The sequence below is a fragment of the Candidatus Nitrosocosmicus sp. R genome, from assembly GCF_054408505.1.
This window is the reverse complement of record NZ_CP167090.1, coordinates 564,237-584,945: the sequence shown is the minus strand read 5'-3', so window position 1 is coordinate 584,945 and position 20,709 is coordinate 564,237. Positions and strand designations below refer to the sequence as shown.

Here is a 20,709-nt window from a genome sequence, read left to right as displayed (position 1 = left end):
TAATAGATGCGAAATGTATATATATGATATGACAAGCGAAAAAAATTCTAATCCTATGATGGTGTCTTTGCACTCTCCCTATAAGAAATTTTCGTCGATAAGGGCATACGTTGATGTTAGCGGAAAGACAAAATACTGTGTAAGTTGCAGTAACACAGCTACTCAGGAAGTAATATTCACTGCAGATGGAGCTACCATTTTAGAAAAATACTGTGATTCATGCGCAAAAAAGAATATACCATAACAGATTCCAAAAGATCGTTTAACTGACCTTTACTCTCAAAATAAGCAAAGGTCGTTATTCGTAGGAACTCGATTGTGAAGATGAAAACAGAAAAAGATTTGTTTTAAAAAGATAAAAATTAAGTATTACCATACATCTTATACCGTCCTTTCGTTACTATATAATAGGTATCTAGTTCGGTGGAAATCATAAGGATCACATGGGTTTGATAAAAGGATATACACAATAACCTATATTGTTTCAACGATTGAGTCGATATTACTATAGGTAAGTTTAAGCGGGTCGTGGGGACTTTCATGATCCATCAGATAACGATCAGAGTTTTCATGATAAAAGGAGATTCCGAATATTCGTCTAATCACCATAAGCAAACCATGTAAGATGATTGTTATGGGCCTTATGAAAAAAACTAATATTTCATACAGTGTTTTATTATATTATGACTCTAAGAATCAAATGTCAACTATGTGATTTTAACCATATTTCAAACATATACCGAGTGGATGATCATACTTTCCATATTCTTAGACCTTTCGAGATTTGATTTATAACTATTTCATATTAAGATTCTGATTCTGATTCTGATTCTGATTCTGATTCTGATTTGAAGTCGTTAATCAGTTGTTCTATTCTGCTAAATCTCCTTTCATACAGGTTATTAAAATAGATACGTCGCTGTTCCTCAGACTGTCCACTAGTAGTTAAAAAATTAAGTTTCATCGCACCTTTTATCTGTTTTAGCTCTATTGAGTCACTTCCATATGTTTTTTCAATAACTCTTCCAATCCTTTCTTGCCATCCACCATATTTTTCAGAATTGTTCGATCTTCGAATTTCAAGAGTATAATTCAATAAATCATCTAATACCTTAGAGCGATCATTCCCACCATCTTTATCACCTTGCAAGTTCATAATTCCATTATCATTCAATCCCGTTTGATTTATAATCTCTGTCCATTGTATATCATTAATTATTGGAAAATTAAAATTTGTGTCATAAAAAGTAGTTAGATTCACTAACTTCTATTATTGTTTTTTTAGAGACAAGTCTGTTATAATAGTCGCTATCTCATGCAAAATAGCCGATACTTTCAATGTGATGATTCTTGTAATATCAAGATGTATATAGTGACGCTATTTTTATTAATGAATTGAACAATTGTAAACACCTTTCTTTCTTGTTTTATATTATACTAGATACTATAACTTGGTAGCGGGTTCGGTGGTATTTGAAACAAATTTGACTTTATTTTCCAACCTTAGTGTGCAATAAGGGTTCAAAGTCATGTGGATTTAGACTCGCTTGATAAAACAAGAAAGTCTTTGCGATGTTCTTCTTATTAATAAGCCTGAAAAGTACAAATACAGACCTTAGCATACATATACTTTGAAGGTGTTCTGTTTCTTTTTCTGTTATCACATATCAGATGGAGCATTTTCAAGCTATAAGATTTCCATAAGTGAACAGAGCCTATCTGGTTCAAATAAAGATTATCAACTAGATAACATATTATACTATACATTAAAAATGAAGGCATTTGATGGTAGATCTGCTGTTGAACAATACATGTCTACTCATTCTCTTGGCTATTCTACACCTGATTTAACGTTAAAAGAATTTGTTATATGGTTATGTGACAAGGTAGATGATCCTAATGGGAAAGAGAATATTCCAAGGGTAATGCTCTATCTTAAAGAAAAAGAGAGTGACAAAAGTGGAGGGGGTTTTTCTCAAACTTCTTTATCTAAACTATTTAATACGATAAAAGAGCCAAAAATAATGACTGATTCAAACAAACCACCAATTGCTGTCAATACTGAATCTAAATTTTGTATCGAGTGTGGTTCAAAACTTAATTTAGATCCAAGTTCTGTACAAGATGCGGTACAGAACAGGTAGAGATTTAGAGATTAAAGCTGTTGCCAATATGTAGTATCTGATACTGCTATATTATAAATCCATAAGATTTTGCCTATACTAATTCTTGCAATTATATTTTATTCAATGTTAAATATTATAAATAACAAAGGCAATCTATGATAAAAGCATCAGAATTACAGATATCTCAATTTTCAACCATCACAAAATTAAACAATCTTTCAATTATCCTTTTACTATGCTCTATGTCTGGAACATGATTTTGAAATAATGTTAATCACGTATAAATAAATTATTTTATTCTCAATGGTATGTTTAATTTTTTCATGTGACAGAAATTTTTCTGTAACGCCCTATAACAAAATATGGAATGAAGTATGTTTAAATGACTTAAAATAGTTATCACTTAAAAATATGGTTATTCTATAAATGTCCCTAATTTAACAAACGAGGATAGGTAAACAAATTTCTAGTTGTCGTTCTTAAATAGTATGTTAATTAAGTCTCCACATGACTGATAAAGAATACGAAGAGGGAGCTGCTGGAACAAATAAGAAGAGAGAAAGCGATCCATTAACAGAGTATTCAGATAAAGAACCAATGACTCCAGCCAAATTAAATGCGAGAGAACCCATGGCAGTCAAAAGAGATCCAAATGATCAACAAATAACTTCTAAAGGTCAGACAGGAACAAATGCTCAACAAACAAGTGAAGAGTATCAAAAAGAGAAGTATACAAAAATAGAAAACGATTCTTAAACATTTCAATAGCATCTTATTTTTATCCCAATAGATTGGGTAATATTATGAATCTCGATTTGTCATAATCTAAATTTACAAATTATATTCTTTATTCTTGTTTTCAATTGTTTGAATTTTTCAGATAGTCATCCTATAATTATCGGATTCTAATAGTACTACCAACGACTTTGTTTCTGGAACATAGTTGAAGGATGAGAGGCCCCTCCTGGAAGTAATATTAGATTGATTTGATTTTGCTTTGCTATTTCCAATATGATCCTTAAGTAGCTTAAGTACCTTTGCTAAATACTTTAATGATTAGTAATTTATGATACGTTTCTATCAGTAAATAGAATTCCTCATCCAATACAACCTGCAGACAAACCTGATCCAAAAGCTGCTCAAGCCTTGCAAGAAGGATTAGGAGGTCAATTTGGGGAGATGCGTACTTTGATACAGTATTTTTTCCAAAACACGTATTTTAGAGGTAACGCCAAACCTTATCAAGATTTACTAAGAAGTATGGCCACTGAAGAGATGGGACATGTTGAACAAATAACAAACACAATAAATATTCTTTTAGAAGGTGCTTCAACTAATTCAAATAATCCAAATGAACTACCTTTATCTATCGCTTTAGAATCTCCTAATATTCATCGCTTTTTGGTTACAGCTCAAAGTGCTCGACCAGTAAGTGGAGCAAGAAATCTTTGGTCTGCTTCTTATGTATACGATACGATAGTGGAAATCTTGTGCTTAACATGTTGTATAATTTAATGCTAGAAGCAACAGACAGATTACAAAAGTGTCGATTGTATGAAATGTGTGATAATAAGGCATTCAGGTCTACGGTCTCCTATTTAATAGTAAGGGATTGGTTCATGAAAAGGCTTTTGCTAAGGCTTTGGAGACTCTGGGAGTCAATTGGGGAAAATCATTACCCGTTCCAAGAATAGATACATCTAATATTTAAGAAGTCAGGGATCTGGAAAGCAAGAATCTAAATAATCAGATGTGGACATTTGCAAATAAGGGGGAAGAGTCTTTGTTAGATAAAATATTCAAAGGTGATTCACCATTTGATGATGGTGGTACCCTTGAGGTTATTGAAGGATTTCCCGAAGGTGTTGAAATACCCAGTATGTTTGAAGCTCCACAAGAATTTTCACCGGGATTGGATGCAGATTTAAAGAACTTGACAAAGAAATTATGAAAGGATTAAATCCCAAAATTTTTATTTAAGTCAGTTATTTCTCAATATTCCCATTAGGAAAGTGCTTAAGCCGTGTAGCGTTCTTCAAGTTAAATGACAATCACAAGAGTCAATAAAAGAGGAGTTATACCACATAAAATAGATGGTAGATATTCTAATAACGTTCATAGGACTTTTGGCCACTGCCTTCACAGTTGCGAGTACCGTTCCACAGATTAAAAAAGCATTAAGAACAAAGGATACCGAGGATGTTTCAGTTCGGTTTCTCCTGATCTTGATTACTGGTCTTTCACTATGGGTTATTTATGGAATTGGAAGAGCGGATATTGTTATAGTTATAGGTAATTCTATTGGAGCATCATTAAACATTTGGATGTTAGTTCTTAAGATGAAATATTCAAGAGAACCATTAGAGGAACAATGAACACAGCTTTAGGTATTACATGACCAACTTTCGACCAAAACTCTACCATTTCTATTTCCTCTTTTGGCGTGTTCATTGACTATTTACTAGCCTTGTTGGTTACATTTTTGTAAAGGCCAGGATTTGTAAATATAGTGTAGTTCCAAATCCTACTGAAAGTGATTGTACTTTCTGCATAATTATTAACCAACTTATAATACATCACGGATATATTTTTAAAGAACTCTTCATTATTCCATAGTTGATTTTGGATGTTTTGAAAGTATGGTATAAATAATGATTGAAATGAGTTTATAGTCTGTTTTTGGAATTCCAAATAATTTTCGGCTATTTTCCTTGTTGCTTGTGCTGTTTGTTCCTGGGTTTCAACGATTGTTTGAGCATAACGAGGAATCTGATCCACTGCTTCGTCTACATTTCTCTTCATACTTTTTTCAGATTCTCCCGAGGCCTCGATGACAGCCTGGGCGGATTCTTGTTCATTATAATTCTCAATAAATGATTGTTGATTATTGTTATTGTTTTGATTGATGGGTTTAGCGTTGTAATCATTATTCTTTCCAGGAATAATTTCTTCAATTATATCAGGAGATTCTGTTTCATGCTTACTGGACATGGTAATACTATCTATTTAACAAGTTATAAAAGACTAATAGAATCCAAACCATTCAAAAAGAGATATCCGTGTCTATGGAGAGGTAAATGTCTATAAAAGTCATCTATATTCTAGTTTTCAAATATCTTAAAAGGTATGTTATTCAGTCGTGTCCCATCAACACCTTATGAATTGAGTATAGTATGAAAGAGCAAGGAAGGGATTTATTTAAATGTTTCTTAGTCCTGGCTGGCCCTGTTAACTTAACGATAAATCTTTAGCTTAAAGACGCTCTATTTCTGTTATGTTAAGTAAAAGAAATAAAACATCTTCAGAGCATATTTACTATGGTCTTTATTTGTACTTTCTTGGCTTATCGCTTAGAAATACTGCCAAGGCATTGTCCTTTTTACATATTATCAATAGAAGTCACGTTGCAATTTGGAATTGGATTCAAAGGTATAAACCTCGAAAGGTTTCAACAAGAAGAACAAAAATATCAGAATACCTCATTGATGAGACATTAATAAAAGTCGGCTCAGAATACTCCTGGTTATGGGCAGCAATCGAACCAGAAAATAGGCAAATTCTCGCACTCTTTCTTAGCTAATAAATCCAAGGAGAGGAACATGCTTATCGCAGAGAGATTTATTTCAGGTCTGATCAAGATTCACGGAAAACATGACGTATCAACAGACGGTGGAACCTGGTACCCAATGGCTTGTAGATTCCTAAAACTAAAACACCATATCAATTCTTCGTTTGAGAAAAGTCTGATTGAAAGAACTATGCAGTACATCAAGGATCGAACTGAAGGATTTGACGATTACTTTCCATGTAGTAAAGAGAAGTGTAAACTAGATCATGTCAACAACTGGTTGAATCTATTTGTAAAAATACACAACAAGGAGGTGCCAAACGCCTAAGTTAACAGCGCCCACAAAAGTGATGACCCATGAAAATAGTCAAGGCATAACATCCCTTCGGATAAGGTACCCTAAACAATGCTTAAATCATAGATCCAATAATTACATATGCTTTGTCATTAAATCAGGTATCAGTAGTATTTTATGTTTTAACTTTATGTTTCTTATTTAGTAGTGTGGTTCTCACAGTTCATGGTCAATCAGAGCTAAAGATAACAAAATATAGAAATATGGTAATAAATCTGGATAATGGATTGGAGACTAATGCAAGATTAAATCTCCCAATTATTGGGAACGGTCCCTACCCAGCTGTTCTTTTGGTACCTGGCTCTGGAATGACGGATATGAATGAAACAGCGGGTTATATTCGTATAGATAATGATACAAACTCCTTGATTTACCCTTCTGCTAGACCATTCTTTGATATATCTGAATACCTTTCAGAAAGAGGTTTCGCAGTTTTGCAATATGACAAAAGAGGCGTAGGTGCAAATGCAACAATTTTAGATTATAATGTATGGGGAAATGTAACATTTGACGATCTAGTTCGTGATGCTCAGAAAGCATTGGATGTCCTCCTACAGCAACCAGAGGTTGACTCTAGCAAAGTGGTTTTGGTGGGACATAGCGAGGGTACCACTATAGTACCAAGAATTGCGATTAACAATTCAGATAGAGTGGATGCAATTGTACTTATGGGCACCTTGGCCCAAAATTTGTACGAAATAGGATATGGCCAGGTAATGGGACCCGTGTTGTACGCTCAGCAGGTTCTAGACCATGACTATAATGGTTTAATTTCAGTAAAAGAGGCTTCTGAGGATCCTGTATTCACATCCCTATTTGGAAACATTACCTTGGTTCTTGCCCAAAATGTTGCATCGGTAAATGGAACAGGAGGTACGGGAGAACGACTGGGTCCCCAATACGATATGAATAACGATACTCTCATAAGTATTAATGATGAGCTCAAGCCCAGGCAATTAGACAAACTCAAGTCTTTTACGGCTGTGATCCCAAATGAGAAATGCAATGGTCTATCCGGCCCATGTCCTATTTGGCTTCATTCACAATATTCTTTGTTACCTAATGTCGATATCATAGATAAAGTTCCATCCAATATTTCTGTTTTAATTCTTCAAGGAGAGAATGATTCAGATACACCAATACAACAAGCATTGCTTTTACAACAAAAACTAACAGAACTAAGACACCCTGATCATGCATTGATTACATATCCAAACCTGGGGCATCTATTTTATCCATCATCACAATGGGTTACCACTGTCGGAGGACCATTAGAAAAAAAGGTTCTAGAAGACCTCTTTAAATGGATTTCAGACCCAGTTAGAAACTTCAAATAATTTCTCAGTTTACCTGATCAATTGTAATAGTTGTTAACAGATTCAGTAGGATGATCTATAAATCAGTCATTAATCCTTTTTTAAAAATTGAAAATACGGATAGCGGTAGACACTTTGTATGCCAATTGAAACATTCGGATGATAATTGCCTATAAAATTTAGGCGATAAGTTTATCGTAATCCTGTAAGGTATATTTCATAAAATCATGTAGCGGTGGTCAATCTCTTTGACCTAATATCCAGTATTGACCTCAAGCTGCTATATATAAGAATAACTTGGAATACATATCCCCCAAAAATCAGAACAATTGCATTTAGTGGTTTAGAAAAGGTCATCATCAAATTAACATGTGGTGGAGCAAGGCTATTGCCAATGATGATTAATGTAGCTAATGGGATACATGCATACAATGCTTTATCATATCCTTTCCATATTAAAACGGATAGTGAGATAAATGTTAACTCCAAAATAATTGCCCTGTCGATAAATTTTGGATTTCCAAATGGGATTGCAATTAAACCTGTTGCCGCAATTGAGACTAAAACAATTAACGTAACACGATAATAGTAGTCCATTTATTTAGTAATTATTTTCTTTATGAATATAAAAAGATTATCAGTTGTTCCAAAGTCAGCTCCTACAAAATGTAAATGAATCCTACTGTCATCATTTGACATGTTTGCTCATATTTAATTCACTTTTGTCATCAAGATTAATAATTGATGCATAGTTTAGTGAGATTAAATAGAATTGTATAGAGATTTGGTGAGTATCATGAGGATATTCACACAAGTTGGATAAAGAATAAGAGAAATCAAAAAAGAATATGGCAGATTATTTCTTCTCAGGTATAGTTTTATCATCTACCAGTTTGAATCGCGATAGTCGCTTATATGCAAGAAACACGACTAGAGCGATTATCAGAAAGTCAATAATACTTGATATAAGATGTCCAATTCTAAACTCGGTAGTTCTGCCTGATATATCAGGTACCTGTACAGACACTGCATCTAGATTTCCCGCAGGCAAAAATAATCCAATTAGGGGATTTATGATGTCATCTACGAAGGATGTCACTAGTCCAGAAGCAGCCTGACCAATAACGAAGGCTATTGCTAACCCAATATACCAAATGTTTTAAGAAAATAGAAAAATTCTTGAGCGAGTGTTTTTTTTTTACAATTAATACTTCCTCAGTTGGCTCGCCCTTTTTTATATCGTCACTACTCATTGGGTAGCTTTTCAAAACTACAAATAAATGATATCTGAATGTTTCCTAGCTATCATCCAATAAGATAATTCTAGTTCTATAATGTTTGCACGTGTTACTATTAGATGATTAGTCTTATAGTGCTACTCAAATAAGTAGCGAGCCTGTGGGAATAATAAGGATATCAGTATGAGTTTATTAGATCGAAATAAAATTTTAAACTAAATTAGTCTGCTTTACTGGTTTTTCTTTTCTTATATATCGGGTTTACTGAATCCAAATATTTCGTTTGGCATCATTATACATATTTCATAACATGTGCAGTTGTATGACACATAATTTTGGTATTGTGGCTAGCTGAAAGCTCTCCATATTCACTAGGCGATTCTTGTTGACTATCAAGAACCATAAAATTCTATCAGAAATCAATCATATCAATTATCCCAAATAATCGATATGCATAGTCAATTATTTTATTTGATTATTTGTCCTCTAATTTCTCCGTTAGGATTTTCTGTGGTCTGGATTTCCACGTAGGTATTGTTATTTTCCATAAGTTCAGTCAGATCAGACACCTGTTTTCCAATCAATGGCCCTTGAAGATCATCAGATGTTATAACGCCTTGGGTTAACAGTCCATTCACTGGACCGCTTGGAGTTATATCTTTGAAGCGTATGAGTGTTGATAATGCAGGACCATTTCCATCTTCTTGACCTTGATATATTTGAGCAAGTGTGACACCATCTATATCCTTAACGTACACCTCATAATTCATACTCATTCCATCGCTGCTAGGAGTAAACTCAGCGGTACCAGTAGCTTTAGAATTTATTGGTGGAACCACATCCTGCCCGACAAGATTTGTGGTAAAGTTTTGCTGCTCTTGTGCTAAGGCAAAAGTTGGAAATTTGATGGCTGATGGCGACATCATATTTGTCGCAGTTATTATAATCATAAGACTAAAACACAATGTAACTGCTACTAAAAACTTGCTACTTTCTATGTTCACAAATCTATTGCGATCTTGCTTCATTGTAACGTATCTATAGTTTTGTCATTTATAAGGTAATCGCGTATTTACTTTTGACAGTGATTATGAGTTCCTCCTCTTAACTTTTTTTCCTCAGTTCGTATGGACATTATTTGATACTTGAAATGAATGACCATGTAACGCAATGTAGATGGCATAATACATAATGAGATGATTGGTTTCACTCTCGGTTTCGTTGAGATCTATACATTACTTGACGTAACAAAGAATGTGACAATGAGATCTCTACAATTCTATTTTGTCTTAAAGTATATTGTACTTTACTAATCAAAATTAATTGAAAAGATCTGTGATAAATTAAATAGCTTTAAGTTCATCCTTGTTAATGCCTGTCAATAACTTTGTCTTCGCCTAGAACATTTCTATACGCCCCTAGTAATTTCCCGGTACTGATATGCATCCAAACATGTAACACGTAACCGTTATAGTAGAGAGAACCACATCTATCGTAATTACCACTATCAAATGTACCCGCCATTCCAGCATAGTTCATTCCGGCAAAGTAGCCTTGGTCAAAACAGGAATAGTTTCCATTATAGCATTCAGCAAACCCTTTCATATAGCCCTTCATAAATTCACCGGTCTGATATTCAGGTCCATTTTCTGACTGATTTAAATATCTTTAACCCGATATGGGTATATCCCCATCAGAGCGTCCATGATCATAACCCGTTAGTGAGTTACTTTGAGCAGATACTAAATTAAATTAATTAGTGATTGGAATACACAAGGAAAGTACAGCCAATATTATTGTACAATTATGGAACATTTTACCTTTAAAATTCAAAACTTAGTTTATTTCGGACAAATATTTAAGGATTATAGAAGGTCGAAGATGCTTAACATCTAGATCTTGATATCTTTGAGATAGAACTTATGTCAATGAGTGCTCCCAAAGACTGGGATGTTATTTTCTGTAGAATATTTCAAGCTTTATGTCTTTCTACTAGTAGGTTCTTGAAATCCTAAATTAATTGCATCTTTTGATTTGTTGACTATGTCTCCTATGAGTAGCTCTTTGGTATTACTCGGTATTCCTTAGAATATAAATTGATTATTGAGTCGGTAACATAGCATTTATAGATAACAAATACAAATTTTCTCAAAAAAAGACCAGTATATTACCTAATCGATTCATTAATAAGTAAAATACATCAAACATTAACTGATAAATTATGTATAATAATATATCAGTAAAAGTAATCATGATTTTAGTCACAACGGCAATTCTGACGGTGCCATCATCGGTTTCGCAGATTTCATACTCGCAGGGGGATGCAGATTTCCAAAACAGCATATTGAATATCCACGACCAAGAGCGCAAAGCAGTTAATAACCCAGCCCTCTCGTGGAGTGACAGTCTAGCCGCTGACGCACAAAGTTGGGCGGACCATATTACTACGCTTGGGCTGGGCCCAAACGATAAAGCACCCCATGCTCCGTTCGATATTAACAACCCTCAAGGTGAGAACCTAGCCTGGGGCCACAAAGATTACTTTACCACCGCAGCCGGTGTCGATGGATGGGCCGCCGAAAAGTCAAATTATGATGGCCAACCGCTCACTGAAAATGACTTTGTTGAGGGTGTTCCAATGATAGGTCATTACACACAGATGGTTTGGAAGGGCACCACTCAGATCGGTTGCGGGATCGCCAGTGACGCTGGTCAAACCTATTTAGTATGCCGCTACAGCCCACCAGGCAACTACCTGGGACAGACACCCTATTAGTGGAGCAAATCCATCCAAAGGCGGTAAAAAACTTACATTACCTTCCCATTTTTTTTAAATAATGTTAGCAAGATCATGTAGATCAGATAAGACTCTATGACCAAAACTTGCTAAATAGATTGATTTTAGGAAATAATAAATAGCTTAAAGTATTTTTTTGCATTCTCAGATGCTGCCTCATTTATGATTAGCTTTAGAGTAAAACATAGGACAATCTTCAATGCTACATCATCTAAAAAGTCCTTTCAACTCAACTTTTCTAAATATTACGTGTTAATCAAAATCCTTGCTTTGAATCAATTCTAGCAAGATTATAGTGTTATGAGAGCAACAAAATGAAATTTACGATAATAGTAGGAATTTTTTACCTTTCTGCCATATTTGACAGCACCTGTGTAGTAGCAAGCAAGCACAAAAGCCTATTGTGTGATGGCTCTAGTATATCAAAAAATTTGTGAAAATTAAAATTAGTAGAAACTTGATTTCAAGTCTTAATTAAGTAGTAAAATTATAGCGAATCCTGGAGTTTCCCTTGCATTTTCCTACTAAAGAAGATTCGATTACTATGGATCAAATTTACTAAACTGGTAAATTCTCGGGGGTTTGTCAAATATGATAGTTCTATCCTTTTCTAATATACTGTATGTTAACAAAAGTCGGCTAAAATATAAACAAAAAAAAGAAATTTGGTTAATTTATTTTAATCATTGTTTTCATCATCTGAGCTTGATCCATCATCTGAGCTTGATCCATCATCTGAGCTTGATCCATCATCTGAGCTTGATCCATCATCTGAGCTTGATCCATCATCTGAGCTTGATCCATCATCTGAGCTTGATCCATCATCTGAGCTTGATCCATCATCTGAGCTTGATCCATCATCTGAGCTTGATCCACCTTGTGGAACTGCAGCTGTCGGTGTATCACTCGCAACCGAAGAATCGGCTGCTGCGGTAGTCACATTGCTCATATTATTCATTGGCATTGACATATTCTCTGGAGTAAATAACAATGGGGTTCCCACTTGAACTTCACCAGTCTCATTTCCTTGTGCTAATGCAGATGTCACGGTTGATCCAAAAATAGATGCTGTGACAAATACTGCTCCTATACTCATAATTAAGAATAAAGAAAACTTATTCATGCTGTAAAGTTGAATTTACTATTATATAAGTACTCGATTTAGTAATATAAAATTTATATAAATAAATTTTATAGAGCTTATTCTAACATTCAGTACTTTCAAATTGCCCCGATAATATATCGTTACGCTAAGATATCATTCTTTACTAAATATTAAATTACAACCTTATTCACGGTTATTAATAGAAATCTGTGGAGAGAAAAAGATCATTAAGGGTCAAGAACAGCACCAATTAATTCTACACAGAATTTGCAAATGAGAAAAAATACAAACTGAGCATAAAGTCTCTACAGCGGAGCCTTATTGAAAGAAACTCGAATACACAGTATCATGCTTGAAAAATATTAGATTACTTTCTAGAAAAATGCACAATAATCAGGCACTGAATCACTCCTAATTCCAAAATAATCAAAAAATCCCATCTCATCAAATATAAACTCAGATGTATCGTCTGTTTTCAGGGTATCAGATTCAATCGGCCAGTCGTTTCGAAACCTCTGGATCTAAAAAAAGATACAGGTTATTCATCCCTTCTTAGTTATTGAACTACTCCCTCAATCTTAATTTTGAGAGTAGTTGATGTTCTGACCTCTGTCAACTGGTGGAGTTGGAGTTGGAGTTGGAGTTGGAGTTAATGCAAATCCAAGTTGTCCTGTCTTGTCCCTAGTAAAAGATGCAAGGTCAAATTCCGTTGTTGAGACCATGGAATCCTGCACGATTCCAGGGGACGGTTCTGGAAGAATATATGCTCAAATCCTCTCGTCAATAATTCCCCTGAGATTCCAACACGCAGAGGATGAATCTTTTGATCTAGCAAGCTGAATCAAAGGGCATCGTGTAAAAGCTAGCAGCTCCTACCACTATTGTTATCAGAAGACAAGTTAGAATTGAAGTAGATCTCCTTAACGTAATGCTTGCTTAGAAGCAGACTAAATAAACAATTTGTACTTCCGATGGATGGTAGCATTCTGTATGCGAATACTAAGGAGTGATCTCAACACTTGCGGATGCCAAAAAAAATTAAGGATATAAAAACATTAATCAAGTAATTTATCATTAGTTCAAAAAATTTAAGGAATAAATGCCAATACTCATCATCCTATGCTATTGGTAATGGAGAATAGGAATTCAACTACAAAGGGGAATTGAAAGATAATGACAGAATATACTAAACTAAAATCTTATTATGGTAGGGACCTTGCAAAACTTCTTGCAGATAAAGTTTTCAAAACCTATCCAAAATTTCAAAAACTAAAGTTTATCGATACAGTGGATAAGAAAATCACAAATTTAGAACTAAAAGGTCGTGTCGAGGTAATTGCCGACACATTATATGAATATCTTCCCAGAGACTACAAAGAAGCCATTAATATAATGATGAGCATTCTTGGGCCTCCGAATCAAAATGAGACTGGAATGTTTAGAGAGGGTTACTGGATTATGCCAATAGCATTTCTTGTAGAAAAGTATGGTATTGATGATTTTGATACATCAACTGATGCAATCTATCAAATAACACAACGAAACACTGGAGAATATGCAGTACGCCCTTTTCTTGTAAAATATCCAAAAAAAATGACATCTTTAATGCTAAAGTGGTCTCAAAGTAAAAACGTTCATGTAAGGAGGTTGTCTTCTGAAGGTATTAGACCAAGACTTCCCTGGGCAAAAAAGCTGGACCAATTTATCTTAGATCCGAAACCAATCCTACCCATACTCGAGAATCTAAAACAGGACGAATCATTATTTGTTAAAAAATCTGTAGCGAATAACCTCAATGATATTCTAAAAGATAACTATGATACTGGAATTGAGGTATTAAAAAAATGGTCAGAGACTCGTAATACTGATACTCAATGGATAATAAAACATGCAATAAGAAATGAAATAAAGAAAGAAAACCCGGAAGTTAAAACACTAATACCAAGGAATTAACGGACATGGAAAATCAATTTGCAGACTTGATCTGCTGTTATCCAATCCATTGTATTTAACGGAATCAAGTAAAAATTCAAATTAGAAGCGATTTCGATAGAAAGATTTACTGTTCTTTGAGTTACTCATTATGGATTAGACGATTTCTGTAATCTCAGATTTTATCAATTTTAAATTCGAAGAAGTACTACACCTGTCATACCCTAAAATCATAATTAATTTCAAATGAGTTCGTAATGTGATGGACTAAATACTAAATCAACAGCTCTAGAAAGACAATTGTTAAAAGTCTTTTTAAAAAAAGACTAAAGTACTATGCCTTATCATAAGTATTATGACGCTTAGAATAAAATGTAAACAGTGTGATTTTAACCATATTTCAAATATATATCGGTTGGATGAGCATCATTTTCATAGACATTTCTCAAATCTTGAAAGTTGTCCTAGCTGTGGATTTGTATCAAAGTATGACGAATCAGATTATAGCTTTTAATTGATATTCAAGATACAATTTTTTTACATTTTCGAGCAGCATCCATTTATCTCAATTTAACATGATTATAAGAATAGAAAGTATAACCATGATGAACGAACAGGTTCGATATCTGGAGTCAGTAGCCAGTAGCCAGTATTTTAGGTAGATAATCATCTGAAATTGTCGGTCAGAACTATTGGAATGCCTATATCAAAAACATGATGATGTGTAATCATAATAATGATTAACAGGTCGCCTATAAAATGAAATAGTGACATAATAGAGTATGTACAAATTAGGTGGGTGTGGAATCATGTGGATTTCCATGAGTTTGATACTTTTTAGACGACGCTTTCTTAAAAGGATCCAGTATATCAATGACAGGACTTGATATCCGTTGATTCCAACCATAAGTTGCCTTTCCCATTCTTTGTCAGGGTCGGAATCGATGAGAAACCTAATAATCTAGGTTTTTGAAATAGTTAAGAGGAGATTGGGCAATCTAGAAATACGGACTGCACTGGATCGCCACTGGGAGTTTACTGGCGTAGATATAGACAAGTCACACGAGATCTATCATGACGACGTCATTGTTGAATTTCCTCAGTCTGGTGAACGAATTTTGGGTAAAAAAAACCTATACGAACTCAGAAAACATTACCCTGCCAAACTTGGATTTAAGATCCTTCGGACGCGTGGAGAAGGAAATCTTTGGGTAACTGAATATATTATAACTTATGATGGTCGTCCAGTTAATGTAGTATGTATCATGGAATTCATAGATGAAAAAATCGCACATGAAACACTCTACTTTGGAGATCCATTCGAACCTCCTGAATGGAGATCCAAGTGGGTCGAGAAACCTAGCTGAATTAGGGTCGGCCTTCTAATGTCATAGCTGGGTTTAAACATGAATGTAGCAAACAAATCAAATCAAATCATTGTGTTTAGTCGCTTCCTTCCTTACATGCATACCTCTCCCATTTTTGATACTGATCTAAGAGTGCTGACGAACCTGATATGTTTGACAAGATCGATGACCAGATATCTATTATGATATTCTAGCATATCTCTTTTCAGGGAGTGACATAATAATTGTTGTAATCAGAGCATATCCAGTGGAGTCAAAAATGGGTATGTAGATATATATTCTTACAGTGATAGTACCACCATGATGGGAACATCAATGAAATTGACAAAAGTTTGGTAGAATTACACAAACAAAGAACAAAAAAATCAGACATTTGAAAAAATTATTGTCGGTATTCTTAATTCACTTAATATTCGTTCAAATGGATATCACCATACCAATTTTTCTAGTTTATTGAATTAAAGTTCAAAACAAAACAAAGTTTTAATCTATCAAAAAAATTGATTTAACTTGATGAAAAGTCATCTAACATATCTAATATTGGAACAAAAAATAGAGTTCCTGTTTTGGGTATGCTGAAATCCAATAACCTATCATAATTTCCTTTAGGAGAACCAATAAACATATTATCAAGCATTTTCTTTACGGTACTGAATGTGCTGGCATATGCGATAAAATAAGTGCCCATTTCATTGGTGGATATGTTTCCAAAGGGCATGTTATCACGAATAATCTTAAATTCGTCACCAACATTGGCTAAAGCAATATGAGAATTTGAGGGTTTTATATTATCCGACATTTCGATATCATTCATTTTATATCTGCCTATTACCTTTTCCTGTTCTTCAGTAGAATATCTTTCAAATGCATTTAAATCATGAATATATTTTTGAACAAAAAGCTAACTTCCACCTTTATAAACAGGATCATCATCTCCAACCAATCCAAATATTGCCCGTTCCTGTTCAGGAGGGTTTTCAGTCCCATCAACAAAACCTAAAATGGAACGACCGTCCCGATATCTGAAACCATGGATTTCTTCCGTGCTTATAGTCACCGGTTCCAAAACCCCCGATTATGCATGTGCCATATCATAACACATACTGCTACCATTACCTCTGATATGAAAATGCAAATCTCCTTCGGAAGAAACTGCTGTGTGTTTTTCACCAACAATAGGCATAAAGGTTTCTAATTCTTTAGGGAGCGGAATAGGAAGATTAAGCTGAAGCAAAGCATTATGACCAATCCCCACTACGCAGCTTGCCCCGGAATCAGGAAAACGAACATTGGCTGAATTATTAAGATTGATAATCAATTTGCTAACCCGCTTAAAACCATCTCTGAAGTCTAAATCTTTCTTAAAATTCCAAACCATAAATATGGCGTTGTTACCATGATAATCTAATACATTCTGTGACTCGATATCCATATCAAATATTTAGACTTAATTACTATTCATTTAAAGCTTTATGGATTTTGCATCCTATGGGGCAAAATATGATATATACAATTTATATTTTGCGAATTACGACTATGTTGTCTCATTCTTTTGCAAGTTTTCTTAATGGTGCTAATTATGCAAAAGGTTTACTTACGGACATTTACCAAAGATAAGACTGCCCTTTTGTTGATAAAGAAAAACTTGTAGATTTATAGTGGATTCCAAGTTACCTTACCTGCTGGAAATACATAAGCAATTTTCTAGTGTTGCTAGAGTATTAGAGTATTGCAATTAGTTAGCAATTTCAATATAATTATTTTTACATTTAGATCGTATGAGTATAATAACTCTCAAAAACAAGAATAAAAACACAAGAATAGTAGTTGCTTCAATAGCAATAGTGGTTGCATTAGCACTGATGATGAGTACTTTTATAACTATAGGTGATGTTAATGCAGCTGCATTCAAAAAGAAGGAAATGGATTGTCGTGAAGGATGGATAAAGTTACCTAGTAATCTCAACCCGCAACTTGGAGACTGTATGGCTAATACAATAAAAGCAAACTAGTGATTAATTTCTAAATCTGAGATCTTATCCTTTTATTTATTTCCTAATTTAAAAGTCAACGGGCCTGGTGAACTTAAAGATGTATTACTAGTTCAATATCAGAACGAAATTCACGTAGATATGATAGTCCAATCAATAGAAAATTTTTAAATCAGCAGATGGGATTAAAGAGATTTATCAGACAGATTTGATGAATTAATTATCATCTCAAATGTGCATTGTAAATATATAAAGCTTAAATGGCATGTTTACCACTCATGATTAATGAATAATAACATATTGTTCACTATAATTGGTGCTCTAGCTCTATTGTTGGGAACTGTAGGGGTCAACGCCTTTGCTCAAAATGTCACTGAGGATGCTAATCAAACGGGAGAATACACACAGGGTGCAGTGAATGAAACGGGTGAAGCTGCAGGTAATGTAACTGAAGGGTTAGGAAAAGCAGTGAATGAAACTGGTGAAGCCCTCTCGAATGCTACTGGAAATATACTAGAAGGGATTCAAGACGTAGTTAATGGCTCAAGCCAATAACTAAATTTGATGTAATTATTAATAAAAATAGCAAAACAAACTCAGATATCAATTCAATTTTTCTTTTATTCGTTTCTCATAATATCAACATACAAAACAATCACATCGTTTTAACCTGTCTAATTATATTCATTGTGATGATGCAAAATCGAAGTGAAATATGTTCAAATCAATGAAATCAGAAAGTGTGGTACTATGAAAGGTAATTAATAAAATAGCTGACATTATGCCGATTTATTTAATTATAAATAAGATCTAAGGGTCATCTTTCCCAATGTATGGGTATAGCGGAAGAGACCGTGTCAGCATAAATAGATCTGATCTATTGTTTATCTAAATAAGAACAATAGTAAGTAAATACTCATACAAACTTTTGTTGATTTATTCCCACTAGATATTTGACTCACCATATCGCTATTTTACAAACCGGATTTACCAATTTCTCCATGCATCGGATGACTAGTTGTAACTTCAAATGATACGAGAAAATAGGTAACAATTGTATTGATTATTTATACTGTGTTATACAATCTAATTTGCAATGTCTGAGAATCAGAATAATAAAAAGACAGAGAATCGCGGTGAAAACCTTGTGGATATAACAGACGATTATAATAAAAATGAAAGGCCTCAAGATGAATCTGAGAGTGTCCTCGATGAAGCAGTTGATAAGGTAAAGGCAGGTACAAAAGCCGTTGTCAATAAAGTCAAAGATACTGAAGCAGTTGATAAGGTAAAGGCAGGTACAAAAGCCGTTGTCAATAAAGTCAAAGATACTGACAAAGACCTGGGTGACGAATATAATAAGGAAAAAACAATATAATCTGAAAATAAAAACAAAAAGGTATAGATGAGCTTTAGTAATTTTCTGGGCGACATCTACCCTTTTATATGGGTGTGGTATTTGCAGTATCCTTTATAGCATGTATGGCTCTTCACCAATAGGACTTATCCTACTATCATACCCATTAGCATCGAAGGTCGAAGATATCATAGCCATTAGCAATGACCTTTTTTTGTAATAATTAGAATAGTTTCATGATATATTCGTTACTAATATAGATATCGACTTCTGTGGTGATCTCGAAATCTATATGGTTTGATATGATGTTTTTCTTGTTCAAATAGTTATATATTGTAGATAAAAAAATGAATTAAAGTAATTTAGCAATTTCATTTTCTCTTAATTTTTTCTGATGTAATTCTTTATGTAGGGTAAATAATGATATACACCAGGAGAGATAGATATGGTCGATCTCAAAATAGAAAACCTCACAAAAAAATACGGAGAGACGACTGCTTTGGATAAATTTAGTATCGATATAAAGTCGGGTGAATTGATGGTATTGTTGGGGCCATCTGGATGTGGAAAGACTACCGCTATTAGATGCATAGCAGGATTAATAACTCCCACAAATGGACAAATTTATCTGGGAAATAAAAAGGTAAACGAATTATCCCCCAAGGATAGAGACGTAGCGATGGTTTTTCAAAACTATGCACTATACCCACATATGTCTATTTATGATAACATCGCATTTCCACTAAAAATGAGAAAAATATCTAAATCTCACATACAAGAAAAGGTCATCCAAATGGCTGAGCTACTAGGAATAAAGGATCTTCTTAACAGAAAACCAAAGGAATTGAGCGGTGGACAGATGCAAAGAGTAGCACTTGGTAGAGCATTGGTAAGAGAACCCAAGTTATTTCTCATGGATGAACCTCTAAGCAATTTGGATGCAAAGCTTCGAACACATATGAGAACCGAGATAAAGAAACTGCAAAAGAAAATTGGAATAACTACTTTGTATATAACTCATGACCAAGTTGAAGCCATGAGTATGGCAGATAGGATAGCCATTATGAAAAATGGTAATATACAGCAAATTGGAACTCCTACTGAAGTCTATCATCACCCTAAGAACACTTTTGTTGGACAATTTATTGGTAACCCACAATTGAATTTGATCAATGGATCTATTAGGGATAAATCCCTGTTTTTATTCTCACAGCCAATTGTTATTCAGCCTTTTGATAAAATACTACTTGAGAAAAAACTAACTCCAAAATTCATTGTTGGGATAAGACCAAGAGATGTAATTATTCTTAAGGAAACTGACATTTCAACAGGAATCAGGTTGGATGGAATTGTGGTCTTTATTGAAATGCTTGGTGATGACACAACAATCGAAGTAAAAATTGGATCGGATAATTTGCTTGTTACTACAAATAATATTTTAAATCCTTGGCATGTGGGTGATAAAATAGAAATAGGAATTGAGTATTCAAAGATGCATTTTTTTGACGATAAGGGAGAGAGAATAGAGTGACTCTTTCAAAATGTGTTTTTCTGCTT

26 protein-coding genes and 1 pseudogene are annotated in these 20,709 nt (G+C 34.0%); 18 read left to right on the top strand and 9 right to left on the bottom strand.

Annotated features, from left to right (window positions below):
- Window positions 1–28 precede the first annotated feature (28 nt).
- A complete protein-coding gene (locus AAGU22_RS03045; protein WP_458720766.1) occupies window positions 29–244 on the top strand; it encodes a hypothetical protein in 216 nt (71 codons plus the stop codon).
- A 561-nt stretch (window positions 245–805) separates the two neighbouring features.
- On the opposite strand, the gene AAGU22_RS03040 is transcribed toward AAGU22_RS03045, so the two are convergent.
- Window positions 806–1,261 (bottom strand): hypothetical protein, encoded by a 456-nt coding sequence (locus tag AAGU22_RS03040; protein ID WP_458720765.1) that lies wholly within the window; start codon window positions 1,259–1,261, stop codon window positions 806–808.
- A gap of 376 nt (window positions 1,262–1,637) precedes the next feature.
- On the opposite strand from AAGU22_RS03040, the gene AAGU22_RS03035 reads away from it, so the two are divergent.
- The 6 genes from AAGU22_RS03035 (at window position 1,638) to AAGU22_RS03010 (ending at window position 4,501) form a co-directional block, all read left to right on the top strand.
- On the top strand, window positions 1,638–2,144 hold the full coding sequence (locus AAGU22_RS03035) for a hypothetical protein (RefSeq protein ID WP_458720764.1): 507 nt from the start codon (window positions 1,638–1,640) through the stop codon (window positions 2,142–2,144).
- A gap of 489 nt (window positions 2,145–2,633) precedes the next feature.
- The gene (locus AAGU22_RS03030) at window positions 2,634–2,882 is read left to right on the top strand and encodes a hypothetical protein (protein ID WP_458720763.1); all 249 of its coding nucleotides are present in this window, start codon (window positions 2,634–2,636) and stop codon (window positions 2,880–2,882) included.
- 390 nt (window positions 2,883–3,272) lie between these two features.
- Window positions 3,273–3,641, top strand: a complete 369-nt coding sequence (locus AAGU22_RS03025; RefSeq protein ID WP_458720762.1) for a manganese catalase family protein — start codon at window positions 3,273–3,275, stop codon at window positions 3,639–3,641.
- Window positions 3,626–3,820 (top strand): manganese catalase family protein, encoded by a 195-nt coding sequence (locus tag AAGU22_RS03020; RefSeq protein WP_458720761.1) that lies wholly within the window; start codon window positions 3,626–3,628, stop codon window positions 3,818–3,820. Before AAGU22_RS03025 ends, AAGU22_RS03020 begins: the two co-directional genes overlap by 16 nt.
- An 89-nt stretch (window positions 3,821–3,909) precedes the next feature.
- Window positions 3,910–4,077 carry a hypothetical protein gene (locus tag AAGU22_RS03015; RefSeq protein ID WP_458720760.1) on the top strand — a complete coding sequence of 56 codons (168 nt, stop codon included), beginning with the start codon at window positions 3,910–3,912 and terminating at the stop codon, window positions 4,075–4,077.
- Window positions 4,078–4,219: 142 nt separating this feature from the next.
- On the top strand, window positions 4,220–4,501 hold the full coding sequence (locus tag AAGU22_RS03010) for a SemiSWEET family sugar transporter (RefSeq protein ID WP_458720759.1): 282 nt from the start codon (window positions 4,220–4,222) through the stop codon (window positions 4,499–4,501).
- A 79-nt stretch (window positions 4,502–4,580) separates the two neighbouring features.
- Here AAGU22_RS03010 and AAGU22_RS03005 read toward each other — a convergent pair whose 3' ends face one another.
- A complete protein-coding gene (locus AAGU22_RS03005) occupies window positions 4,581–5,117 on the bottom strand; it encodes a hypothetical protein (RefSeq protein WP_458720758.1) in 537 nt (178 codons plus the stop codon).
- Window positions 5,118–5,400: 283 nt separating this feature from the next.
- Between AAGU22_RS03005 and AAGU22_RS03000 the strand changes: the two genes are divergently transcribed.
- From AAGU22_RS03000 to AAGU22_RS02985, 4 genes are all read left to right on the top strand, one after another.
- The gene (locus tag AAGU22_RS03000; protein ID WP_458719600.1) at window positions 5,401–5,706 is read left to right on the top strand and encodes a hypothetical protein; all 306 of its coding nucleotides are present in this window, start codon (window positions 5,401–5,403) and stop codon (window positions 5,704–5,706) included.
- A 19-nt stretch (window positions 5,707–5,725) separates the two neighbouring features.
- A complete protein-coding gene (locus AAGU22_RS02995; protein WP_458720757.1) occupies window positions 5,726–6,022 on the top strand; it encodes a hypothetical protein in 297 nt (98 codons plus the stop codon).
- Between the two features lie 176 nt (window positions 6,023–6,198).
- The gene (locus AAGU22_RS02990; RefSeq protein ID WP_458720756.1) at window positions 6,199–7,386 is read left to right on the top strand and encodes an alpha/beta hydrolase family protein; all 1,188 of its coding nucleotides are present in this window, start codon (window positions 6,199–6,201) and stop codon (window positions 7,384–7,386) included.
- 214 nt (window positions 7,387–7,600) lie between these two features.
- Entirely contained in the window at window positions 7,601–7,951 is a 351-nt protein-coding gene (locus tag AAGU22_RS02985) for a hypothetical protein (protein ID WP_458720755.1), read from the top strand.
- A 270-nt stretch (window positions 7,952–8,221) separates the two neighbouring features.
- Here the strand turns inward: AAGU22_RS02985 and AAGU22_RS02980 are convergent, their stop codons facing one another.
- The 4 genes from AAGU22_RS02980 to AAGU22_RS02965 all read right to left on the bottom strand — a co-directional run bounded on the left by AAGU22_RS02980 (window position 8,222) and on the right by AAGU22_RS02965 (window position 10,208).
- The gene (locus tag AAGU22_RS02980) at window positions 8,222–8,464 is read right to left on the bottom strand and encodes an MscL family protein (RefSeq protein WP_458720754.1); all 243 of its coding nucleotides are present in this window, start codon (window positions 8,462–8,464) and stop codon (window positions 8,222–8,224) included.
- Window positions 8,445–8,618: a hypothetical protein gene (locus AAGU22_RS02975; RefSeq protein WP_458720753.1), complete on the bottom strand. Its 174-nt coding sequence runs from the start codon at window positions 8,616–8,618 to the stop codon at window positions 8,445–8,447. Before AAGU22_RS02975 ends, AAGU22_RS02980 begins: the two co-directional genes overlap by 20 nt.
- 452 nt (window positions 8,619–9,070) lie before the next feature.
- Window positions 9,071–9,607 (bottom strand): CHRD domain-containing protein, encoded by a 537-nt coding sequence (locus AAGU22_RS02970; protein ID WP_458720752.1) that lies wholly within the window; start codon window positions 9,605–9,607, stop codon window positions 9,071–9,073.
- Window positions 9,608–9,971: 364 nt separating this feature from the next.
- Entirely contained in the window at window positions 9,972–10,208 is a 237-nt protein-coding gene (locus AAGU22_RS02965; protein ID WP_458720751.1) for a hypothetical protein, read from the bottom strand.
- Window positions 10,209–10,824: 616 nt separating this feature from the next.
- Between AAGU22_RS02965 and AAGU22_RS02960 the strand changes: the two genes are divergently transcribed.
- Window positions 10,825–11,379 (top strand): CAP domain-containing protein, encoded by a 555-nt coding sequence (locus AAGU22_RS02960; protein WP_458720750.1) that lies wholly within the window; start codon window positions 10,825–10,827, stop codon window positions 11,377–11,379.
- 700 nt (window positions 11,380–12,079) lie between these two features.
- On the opposite strand, the gene AAGU22_RS02955 is transcribed toward AAGU22_RS02960, so the two are convergent.
- Window positions 12,080–12,523 carry a hypothetical protein gene (locus AAGU22_RS02955; RefSeq protein ID WP_458720749.1) on the bottom strand — a complete coding sequence of 148 codons (444 nt, stop codon included), beginning with the start codon at window positions 12,521–12,523 and terminating at the stop codon, window positions 12,080–12,082.
- 560 nt (window positions 12,524–13,083) lie between these two features.
- Window positions 13,084–13,227 (bottom strand): hypothetical protein, encoded by a 144-nt coding sequence (locus AAGU22_RS02950; protein ID WP_458720748.1) that lies wholly within the window; start codon window positions 13,225–13,227, stop codon window positions 13,084–13,086.
- 451 nt (window positions 13,228–13,678) lie between these two features.
- On the opposite strand from AAGU22_RS02950, the gene AAGU22_RS02945 reads away from it, so the two are divergent.
- Both AAGU22_RS02945 and AAGU22_RS02940 read left to right on the top strand, forming a co-directional pair.
- Complete coding sequence (locus AAGU22_RS02945; protein WP_458720747.1) at window positions 13,679–14,458, top strand: DNA alkylation repair protein; 780 nt, start codon at window positions 13,679–13,681, stop codon at window positions 14,456–14,458.
- Between the two features lie 968 nt (window positions 14,459–15,426).
- Window positions 15,427–15,804, top strand: coding sequence for a nuclear transport factor 2 family protein (locus AAGU22_RS02940; RefSeq protein WP_458720746.1), 378 nt, complete (start codon window positions 15,427–15,429; stop codon window positions 15,802–15,804).
- 505 nt (window positions 15,805–16,309) lie between these two features.
- On the opposite strand, the pseudogene AAGU22_RS02935 reads toward AAGU22_RS02940, so the two are convergent.
- A pseudogene (locus tag AAGU22_RS02935) lies at window positions 16,310–17,236 on the bottom strand (Dyp-type peroxidase).
- A gap of 346 nt (window positions 17,237–17,582) precedes the next feature.
- Here AAGU22_RS02935 and AAGU22_RS02930 point away from each other — a divergent pair.
- The 4 genes from AAGU22_RS02930 (at window position 17,583) to AAGU22_RS02915 (ending at window position 20,683) form a co-directional block, all read left to right on the top strand.
- The gene (locus AAGU22_RS02930) at window positions 17,583–17,816 is read left to right on the top strand and encodes a hypothetical protein (protein ID WP_458720745.1); all 234 of its coding nucleotides are present in this window, start codon (window positions 17,583–17,585) and stop codon (window positions 17,814–17,816) included.
- 264 nt (window positions 17,817–18,080) lie between these two features.
- Window positions 18,081–18,350: a hypothetical protein gene (locus AAGU22_RS02925; protein WP_458720744.1), complete on the top strand. Its 270-nt coding sequence runs from the start codon at window positions 18,081–18,083 to the stop codon at window positions 18,348–18,350.
- A gap of 541 nt (window positions 18,351–18,891) precedes the next feature.
- Window positions 18,892–19,173 (top strand): hypothetical protein, encoded by a 282-nt coding sequence (locus tag AAGU22_RS02920; RefSeq protein ID WP_458720743.1) that lies wholly within the window; start codon window positions 18,892–18,894, stop codon window positions 19,171–19,173.
- A 424-nt stretch (window positions 19,174–19,597) separates the two neighbouring features.
- Window positions 19,598–20,683, top strand: coding sequence for an ABC transporter ATP-binding protein (locus AAGU22_RS02915; RefSeq protein WP_458720742.1), 1,086 nt, complete (start codon window positions 19,598–19,600; stop codon window positions 20,681–20,683).
- Window positions 20,684–20,709: the final 26 nt, after the last annotated feature.